Below are 8,305 nucleotides of genomic sequence, written 5' to 3'. Positions count from 1 at the left end.
GCTACAGCCTGCGCGAAGGCTGGTCGAAGGAAGACTTGCCTGGATGAAATTTTTCATATAAAATAACAACATACACTTTGCCGACCGGCGCTTTTCCGGCTCTGCCTGAAAACGTTCTTCTTCACTCTTCGTGAAGGTGTTTCCAGAAAATAGGTTGAAGCAGAGTGACTTCCCCCCTCCCGGGGGGGTGCCAAGGGAAAGAGCTTCTTTCCCTTTTTTTCTGCGCTGCCCCCATTGACTTAACAGAAATTAGGTTGAAAAATAAATTCCATTCAGCCGAATCCCGAATGCTTCATCTGCGGCATTTCCTGTCCGGCAGCGGCGGCTTGCGAACGGCCGCCTTTCGTCACATCCATCGCAAAGGAGGACGTGTGACAGAAAACCGTTTCAATCTCATCGACGAGCCGTGGATTCCCATGGCCGACCACGGCCGCATTTCTCTCCGTCAGGCGTTTTCCGAGCCCATGCCTCCCATGCCGGGGGGAACGCCGCTCGTCAAGATTCCGCTGCTCAAGCTGTTTCTGGCCATATCGCAGGCGGCGTACACGCCGGCCGACGACGAAGACTGGCTTGAGCTTCGGCCCGAGGGACTGGCAGACAGGGCGCTTGCCTACCTTGAAGATCATCACGGCGCCTTTTTCCTTCACGGAGAACTCCCTTTTCTTCAGTTTCCCGCCTGCATGAAGGCCGAAATCAAAAGCTACGGCACAGCCATGCCGGAAATTGCGACCGGCAACACCTCATGGCTTTTTCATCAGCAGCTTGAGCAGACGCTTTCCGAGGCAGACAAGGCGCTTCTTCTGCTTGAGCAGATGTCACTCTGCTTCAGCGGCAAGAAGCCGTACAACAAGCTCGTGCTCACGCCCGGCCATGAAAAGAAGCCGAGCGGCAGAGCCGGCCCGGCGCTCTGTCACATGGGACTTCTGCATTCGTTCCTTGAAGGGAGCTCGCTTATGGAAACGCTGTGGCTCAACCTGCTCACGCGGGAGGACATCAAGGGGCAGCCGCAGTGGGAACAGGGGCTCGGCGTGCCCCCGTGGGAAGTCATGCCGCAGGGCGAGGACTGTCCCGCGGCCCGCGCGCTCAAGGCGAGTCTCATGGGCAGGCTGGTGCCGCTCGCGCGCTTCTGCCTGCTCGATGAGAACGGACTCCGCTTCACCGAGGGCATCGTGCATCCCGACTATCTGTCGGGCATGGCCGATCCCTCCGCCGCCATGGATGTTTCCAAAGCCAGGCCGAAAATGCTGTGGGTGGATCCGGAAAAGCGTCCCTGGCGACAGCTTACCGCGCTGCTTTCCTTTCTCGACGCGGAAAAACGCGGTTCGGGCTTCTGCTGTCTCGGGCTTCAGAAGGGACTGGACCGGGTAAGAAAATACCGAAACCTCTGCCGCATGGAGAGCGTGGGCGTGTGGAGCGGCGGCATCCGGGTGAGCAGCAACGCGGGCGAGCAGTTTCTCACGGGCAAGGACGACGAGCTCGAGTCGGAAGTGAGGCTCGAGACCACCCTTCTCGGCGAGGCATGGTTCCGCAGGTTCGAATCTCTCATGGAAAAGACGGAAGCGCGGGCGCAGATGCTCTACAGCGCGGTGAACAAGTACGGCAAGGCCATGAAGATGGACGACAAGGGAGCCGCGGCAAGGGCTGCGGAAGCGACCGGTCTTTTCTGGCAGATGGTGGAACCTGCGCTGCCGACCATGATCGACGGCTGCGACGACGAACAGACCCGCGCCGAACTGCTCGGCCGAAGCTACGGCCTTGCGGTGAAGCTCTATGATGAAGCCTGCCCCCACGGGACCGGACGGCAGGTGGAGGCATGGATAAGACATCGTCCGAGGTCCCGGGAGGAAACGCCTGTGAAGAGCACGGAAAGCCGTTATGCCGATCTTCTGGCATGGGTTTCGGACAGACTCGGCGAAAAGCCGAAAGTCAGGGACAAGGGCGTTGCGGCCCGTCTGCGGCGGGCCGACGGCAGTGAGAATATGGCCGTTCAGGCCTGGGAGATACTCATACGCTTCCATGTGGAGGACAGAGACTTTCTGCCCTGCCTCACCGTTCTTGCGCCGATGTGCCGCAGGGACGATCCCGAGGACGGCAGCTCTTCCCTCGGCCGCGCGCTCGGCGCCTGCTTCGACAGGGACGACAAGGAGCTCGGCAGCTCGCGGCTGCGCCGTCTGCTCAACTGCGGCGACGCGGACGAGCTCTGCCGTCTGCTGCGTCCCCTGCTGTCCTTCGTGGACGCCAAAAGTCCCAGAAAGCTTTCCTACGCGCGGCTTCTGGACGAGGTCATTGCCTTCCGCATCCCGGAACGGCGGCAGGAGATCAAAAGGCGCTGGGCCGAGGGCTACTGGAGCGACGAAGGCGCGGCGGAGGCAAAAAAGGACGGAGAGAACGCATGATGTACGTCAGCCAGTATCTTCTCACGCTGCGCGACTGCCGGGCTCTGCGCCTCACGGACGGCTATTCCCTGCACCGGGCCGTGTACGGACTGTTCCCGGACGTGCGACGCGGCGCGGAAGGCAGAAGCGGCTTTCTCTTTGCGGACAAGGGCGGAAAAAACGGGGTGCGGCGCATCCTCGTGCTCTCCGAGCGCGAAGCCGAAACACCGGAATTCGGCCGTCTCGAAAGCCGTCCTCTTCCTGACAGCTTTCTTGACTTTCAGGACTACCGCTTTGAAATCATCATCAATCCCGTGCGAAGGGACCGCGCTTCCCGAAAGCGCGAGGCCGTGCGCGGACGCGAGGCCGTGGAGACGTGGTTTCTTTCCAGGGCTCCTTCGTGGGGCTTTGCGCCGCGCCCCGAAACCGTGCAGGTGGCGGACATTTCGGTGGACATCTTCCAGAAGGACGGCAGAAACGTCACGCTCGGCAAGGCCAGAATCACGGGCACGCTGTCCGTCTCTGACAGGGAGCGCTTCATCCGCAGCTTCCGATGCGGCATAGGCCACGGCAAGGCCTTCGGCTGCGGGCTGCTTCAGCTTGCTCCTCTCGCGTTTTCCTTCGACGACGCATGAGGCTCCGCACGGCTCGAAACCGCTCTCCGTTTTCTTCCGCCCGGACCGCCGGGCCCATCCTAATATTTCAGCCTTCACATAAAGGACATGTCATGAACGAACTTAAAGGCTACCGCATCGAATTTCACATTCTCCAGTCCTTCCCCGTCACCTGCCTGAACCGCGACGACGTGGGCGCGCCGAAAAGCGCCGTGGTGGGCGGCGTCACCCGCGCCCGGGTGAGCTCCCAGTGCTGGAAGCGGCAGGTGCGCATGGAACTTCAGAAGCTCGGCGTGAAAACGGCCCTGCGCACCAAGCAGGTGGAAGGCGTGCTGGCCGACGCCTGCCTGAAGGCCGTAGCCGACGACGCCAAGGCCCGAGAATTTGCCGCGGCCTTCGCCAAGGTGCTCGTGGACGACACGCTGCTTTTCTTCTCGGAGAGCGAGGCCAGCGCCATCGCGGAATTCGCGCTTGCACACGACTTCTCCATCGAGGCGGCGATCAAGAAGAACGCCCTGACCGCAGAGTTCAAAAAAATCCATAAGAATCACTTCAAACCAGCCGAAGACGGCCTCGACATCGCGCTGTTCGGCCGCATGGTGGCGCAGGCTCCCGAACTCAACGTGTCCGCCGCGGCCAGCTTCGCCCACGCCATTTCCACGCACAGAGCCGACAGCGAAGTGGAATTCTTCACCGCGCTCGACGACGATCCCATGGGCATCATCACGCAGGGGTCCGCGCACATGGGCAGTCTGGAATTCAATTCCGCCACCTACTACCGCTACGTGAGCCTCGATCTCGGCCAGCTTGCCGAAACGCTTAAAGGCGTCGGCCTCGCCCATGCGGTGTCGAGCTTCGTGAAGGCGCTGTATCTGGCCGTGCCCTCGGCCCGTCAGACCACGCAGACCGGTCTGCATCTCTGGGACTACGCCCGCGTGCTCGTGCGCAGGGGACAGGGCATGCAGGTCAGCTTCGAGTCTCCGGTGCGCGCGCAGAACGGGTATCTTGCGCCCAGCATCGCCGCGCTGGACGCGGCTCTTGTCCGGCAGGAAAAGCAGGCCGGATCCCTGTACGGCAAAAAGGCCGAATTCACCTTCGGCAGGGCCGATGCCGAGATATCCATAGACGAACTTGCCGAAGGTCTCGCCGCCTTCGTCGCTCCCTTCGAGGCGCAGGCATGAGAACGCTGCTTCTCTGGCTGGAAGGGCCCCTTCAGTCCTGGGGGGCCGGTTCCCGCTACGGCAGGCGCGACACGCTCCCCTTCCCCACGCGCTCCGGCGTACTCGGCCTGCTGTGCTGCGCCATGGGAAGAGGCGGAGAACAGCGCGAGTGGCTCGCCGCCATGAAGGATCTGCCGCAGACCGTGCTTGCCTTCGCACCCGTGGACCGTTTCGGCAGGCCCCGGCGCGAACCGCTTCTCCAGGATTTCCATATGGTGGGCAGCGGCTACGACAGCCGCGACCCGTGGCAGGACATGCTCATTCCCAAGAAGACGGACGGCAAAAGACCCGTGGGGGCGGGCACCAAGCTGACGTATCGCTATTACGTGCAGGACATGGCCTATGCCTGCGCGCTGGCCGTGCCGGAAGCCATGGAAGAGGAAGTGGCGGCGGGCCTTGAGGCCCCGGTGTGGCCCATCTGCCTCGGACGCCGAAACTGCATCCCCACGGACATGGTGTTCCGCGGCTTTTTCGACAACGAAGAAGAGGCTCTCGCCCGTGCCCGGGCCGTGGCGGAGGAAAAGAAACGCAGGGCCGTGCTCAAGGTGATCGGAGGGAAGCACGACGAAGGCGAGGTCATGATTCTCAACGACGTGCCCGTGAACTTCGGCCTGTACAAGCGCTATGAAGACAGAACCGTGACCGTCGTCGACCTCATGCAGGAGTGACCGGTCTTCCCGCCCTTTGCCGGACATCCGCAAGGGGCGGGATCGAGGACGTGCCCGCGACGCGGGGCGAACCGCAAAACTGCCCGCCGCGTCGAGAAAGGCACTGCAAAGCGCAGAGAACGGGCTTTGCGAAGCTCGCGGGACCTTCGGCCTCTTCCCCACGCACATGGGGGTGTTTCTCACGTTGCCCTTGTACGGGAGGGACGCGCGGGGTCTTCCCCACGCACGTGGGGGTGTTTCCGCGCATCCCTTCGGCTTCGGCAGCCCGCCATTGTCTTTCCCCCTCGCGGGGTTCAAACCTTCAACAATTGCTTTAAGTGCATTGAAACCATCCTGCGGCTGCGGGAGAGAGCGTTTCCCTGCCCCGCTCCGTCACGCGCCGCAGCGGGGCCGCCGAGCCCCGGGGAGAACGCCATGGCCCAGCCCCCCCGCTTTTCTTCGGAATCCAGGCAGCGCCTGTTCATACCCGTCACGCGCGAGACGTTGCCGCGCGTTTCCGAAAAATATCCCTTTTTGTATCTTGAACGCGGGAGGCTGGAAATAGACGACAGCAGCCTGAAATGGATCGACGCCGAGGGCAACCGCGTCCGTCTGCCCGTGGCCACCATAGCCGCCCTGCTTCTCGGTCCGGGCACGAGCGTCACGCACGAGGCCGTGAAAACCGCAGCCGCGGCGAACTGCTCGCTCTGCTGGGTGGGGGAAGATTCCCTGCTTTTTTATGCGGCAGGCCACACCCCCACGGCAAGCAGCCGCAATATTCTGCGGCAGGCGCGGCTTGCCGCGCATCCCGAACATTCCGTGTCGGTGGCTCGCGCCTTCTTTGCCCGGCGCTTTCCCGACGCCGATCTGAACGGCAAGAGCCTTCAGGAAATGATGGGCATGGAAGGACTGCGGGTGCGCAATCTCTACGACGAAAAGGCCCGTCAGTACAACGTGGGCTGGAAGGGACGCTCCTTCACTCCCGGCAACTTTGAGTTGAGCGACGTGACCAATCAGATACTCACGGCCGCCAATGCCGCCCTGTACGGCATACTCTGTTCCTGCGTGCACTCTCTCGGCTACTCTCCGCATCTGGGATTCATCCATTCAGGCAGTCCTCTGCCCTTCATCTATGACCTTGCGGATCTCTACAAGGGGGAACTGTGCGTGGACCTCGCCTTTTCGCTCACACTCTCCCTGGCCGGAGAATACAACAAATACGCCGTGTCCGAAGCGTTCCGCAGACGCGTGCTGGACATGGATCTTCTTGCCCGCATCCCGGGAGACATCGAAAGCCTGATAGGAGAAAACGTTGCTCGTCGTCATCGCCAATGACCTGCCTCCCGCCGTGCGTGGACGCATGAAGCTCTGGTTCATCGAACCGAGGGCCAACGTCTTCATTTCCGGCGTCAAGGATTCCGTGGCCCGGCACGTCGTCGAGTATCTTCTGAAAAGCTGCCCGCCCCAAAGCGGTCTGCTGATTTTTCAGCGCATCGGCAAGGCTCCGGGCTACAAAATATACGGCAGGGGGGACCCGCGGCGACGGCTGACGGAAATTTCCGGTCTGCAGCTCGTTCTGGAAAAAGACGATCCGATCATTTGACCTGCACCAAAAAGTTCAATAATATGTCAGGGTCTTCCCCACGCACGTGGGGGTGTTTCTGCTTGCGGAGCCGCTTGAGCCAAAGTTGACAGGTCTTCCCCACGCACGTGGGGGTGTTTCTGGCGCGACTCGTGCAGAAGTGCATCCGCTCCGGTCTTCCCCACGCACGTGGGGGTGTTTCTGCAAGAAGTCTTGTCATTGTCGAGGGCGAGCTGTCTTCCTCACGCACGTGGGGGTGTTTCAGGCCAAAGAAGGAAAAAGGCAACACTGAAATAGTCTTCCCCACGCACGTGGGGGTGTTTCTGCGAAAACTGCGGGGAATGGTGTTCCCTGGATGTCTTCCCCACGCACGTGGGGGTGTTTCCTTGATGTTTCCGGTCTTGTAGCGGCGCACTTCGTCTTCCCCACGCACGTGGGGGTGTTTCTAAAGTTCCTGCGATGAATACATGAAGTTTATTGTCTTCCCCACGCACGTGGGGGTGTTTCTTTTCTTTGATTTTATATTGACATTTTCAACTAGATAGTGTCGTCAAATTTAAAAGTATGTTATAATCTCTTCACTTACAATGAGGAGAGACCATATGGCGGCACATCGGAGGCATGATATTTCCGACAAGGTATGGGCAAATATTGAAAAACTTCTTCCCGGTTCCAAAGGCTCTGTCGGTCGTCCTTCCGCCGATAACCGATTGTTTATCAACGCCGTCTTCTGGATACTGAGAACCGGGGCTCCGTGGCGGGATTTACCCCCCGATCTTGGCGACTGGAAAAATACACATCGCCGCTTCTGCCGATGGCGAGATCGGGGAGTTTGGGAGAAAATACTCGAAGCTCTCATTGTCGAACCTGATTTTGAATGGCTCATCATTGATGCCAGTCATTGCAAAGTACATCCCCATGCGGCGGGCGCTGCGGGAGGTAATGAGGCCATGAGCCGCACAAAAGGGGGCTCAACTCAAAAATACACCTGGCCGTGGATGCGCATGGTATGCCGGTCAGAGTTATTGTTACAGAAGGTACCCGAGCTGATTGCAAAGAGGCCTGTGCGTTGATTGACGGGTTGAGTGCCGGGGCACTTTTGGCTGATAGAGGCTACGATACGGAGAGTATTCTCCGCAAAGCAGGTGAATCCGGTTTCCAGGTTGTCATCCCGCCAAAGAGAAGTCGTAAAATATCACGCAACTATGACAGAGAGCTCTACAAAGTCAGGCATCTTGTCGAGAATGCTTTTCTCCATCTCAAGCGCTGGCGGGGAATTGCCACACGATATGCCAAAAGATGTGCATCTTTTCTTGCCGCCGTTCAAATCAGATGCATATCTTTGTGGGCAAACATAATTTGACGACACTATCTAGTGCAAGAATATGGTGGACGGTCTGATCCGAAAGACTCTTCCGATACGCGAGCTCTTTCACATCCTCCACATGTCTGGTTGTTATATCGACAACCTCCAGAGTCTTTATCTTATTTAGATGGTTTCTCATGAAGCCATCTAGCGTTCCCAGATTCTTTTTCTCAGGAAACATCTTCTTGTACTCTTCGTATAGAAATTCCAGAGTGACCCGACTGTTCGCTTTTTGCTGCTTTCTTTCCAGCCTGATTTCCTTGGGAGACTTTCGCTTATTCTCAATTCTCTCGCTGCGGATGTGAGAGGCCTTCGCAGGCGTCATGTTGTCTGCATATTGCCTTCCGACCTTCTCCTCCCGGGTTACGCCTTCTTTTTTGAAAACAATATAGTATACCTTTTCGATTCCCTTCCCGGAGATTCGTGCTTCCTCACGATAATATACTCCGGGATATTTATCGACCTTGATTCTCTTCGCCATACTCTCCTCTATTTTCCAAC

7 protein-coding genes, 1 pseudogene and 1 CRISPR repeat array are annotated in these 8,305 nt (G+C 59.1%); of the genes and pseudogenes, 7 read left to right on the top strand and 1 reads right to left on the bottom strand.

Annotated features, from left to right (window positions below):
- Window positions 1–371: 371 nt before the first annotated feature.
- The 7 genes from casA (at window position 372) to QZZ60_RS09200 (ending at window position 7,801) form a co-directional block, all read left to right on the top strand.
- Window positions 372–2,396, top strand: coding sequence for a type I-E CRISPR-associated protein Cse1/CasA (gene casA / locus QZZ60_RS09230; RefSeq protein WP_295640751.1), 2,025 nt, complete (start codon window positions 372–374; stop codon window positions 2,394–2,396).
- On the top strand, window positions 2,393–3,010 hold the full coding sequence (gene cas6e, locus QZZ60_RS09225) for a type I-E CRISPR-associated protein Cas6/Cse3/CasE (protein ID WP_295640749.1): 618 nt from the start codon (window positions 2,393–2,395) through the stop codon (window positions 3,008–3,010). Before casA ends, cas6e begins: the two co-directional genes overlap by 4 nt.
- Before the next feature lie 92 nt (window positions 3,011–3,102).
- Window positions 3,103–4,170 carry a type I-E CRISPR-associated protein Cas7/Cse4/CasC gene (gene cas7e / locus QZZ60_RS09220; RefSeq protein WP_295640747.1) on the top strand — a complete coding sequence of 356 codons (1,068 nt, stop codon included), beginning with the start codon at window positions 3,103–3,105 and terminating at the stop codon, window positions 4,168–4,170.
- Window positions 4,167–4,877: a type I-E CRISPR-associated protein Cas5/CasD gene (gene cas5e, locus QZZ60_RS09215; RefSeq protein WP_295640745.1), complete on the top strand. Its 711-nt coding sequence runs from the start codon at window positions 4,167–4,169 to the stop codon at window positions 4,875–4,877. The genes cas7e and cas5e overlap by 4 nt, the downstream gene beginning before the upstream one ends.
- Window positions 4,878–5,291: 414 nt before the next feature.
- Complete coding sequence (cas1e, locus tag QZZ60_RS09210; RefSeq protein ID WP_295640743.1) at window positions 5,292–6,191, top strand: type I-E CRISPR-associated endonuclease Cas1e; 900 nt, start codon at window positions 5,292–5,294, stop codon at window positions 6,189–6,191.
- The gene (cas2e, locus tag QZZ60_RS09205) at window positions 6,169–6,459 is read left to right on the top strand and encodes a type I-E CRISPR-associated endoribonuclease Cas2e (protein WP_295640741.1); all 291 of its coding nucleotides are present in this window, start codon (window positions 6,169–6,171) and stop codon (window positions 6,457–6,459) included. Before cas1e ends, cas2e begins: the two co-directional genes overlap by 23 nt.
- Before the next feature lie 31 nt (window positions 6,460–6,490).
- Window positions 6,491–6,946: a CRISPR direct-repeat array (repeat unit 28 nt; unit sequence GTCTTCCCCACGCACGTGGGGGTGTTTC).
- Window positions 6,947–7,040: 94 nt separating this feature from the next.
- A protein-coding gene (locus tag QZZ60_RS09200) for an IS5 family transposase (protein WP_295640739.1) occupies window positions 7,041–7,801 on the top strand; the annotation gives its coding sequence in 2 pieces (ribosomal slippage) (window positions 7,041–7,398 and window positions 7,398–7,801; 762 coding nt in all).
- On the opposite strand, the pseudogene QZZ60_RS09195 reads toward QZZ60_RS09200, so the two are convergent.
- Window positions 7,767–8,305 (bottom strand): annotated as a pseudogene (locus tag QZZ60_RS09195) (hypothetical protein); the annotation flags it as partial. The gene QZZ60_RS09200 and the pseudogene QZZ60_RS09195 overlap by 35 nt on opposite strands.

The organism is uncultured Mailhella sp. (genome assembly GCF_905187505.1).
Classification (GTDB): Bacteria; Desulfobacterota; Desulfovibrionia; order Desulfovibrionales; family Desulfovibrionaceae; genus Mailhella.
This window is presented reverse-complemented; position numbering and strand designations above follow the sequence as displayed.

Excerpts from the sequence above, each read along its gene's own strand:
- cas7e (WP_295640747.1), top strand. The coding sequence starts at position 3,103 with ATGAACGAACTTAAAGGCTACCGCATCGAATTTCACATTCTCCAGTCC.
- cas5e (WP_295640745.1), top strand. The coding sequence starts at position 4,167 with ATGAGAACGCTGCTTCTCTGGCTGGAAGGGCCCCTTCAGTCCTGGGGG.
- cas1e (WP_295640743.1), top strand. The coding sequence starts at position 5,292 with ATGGCCCAGCCCCCCCGCTTTTCTTCGGAATCCAGGCAGCGCCTGTTC.
- cas6e (WP_295640749.1), top strand. The coding sequence starts at position 2,393 with ATGATGTACGTCAGCCAGTATCTTCTCACGCTGCGCGACTGCCGGGCT.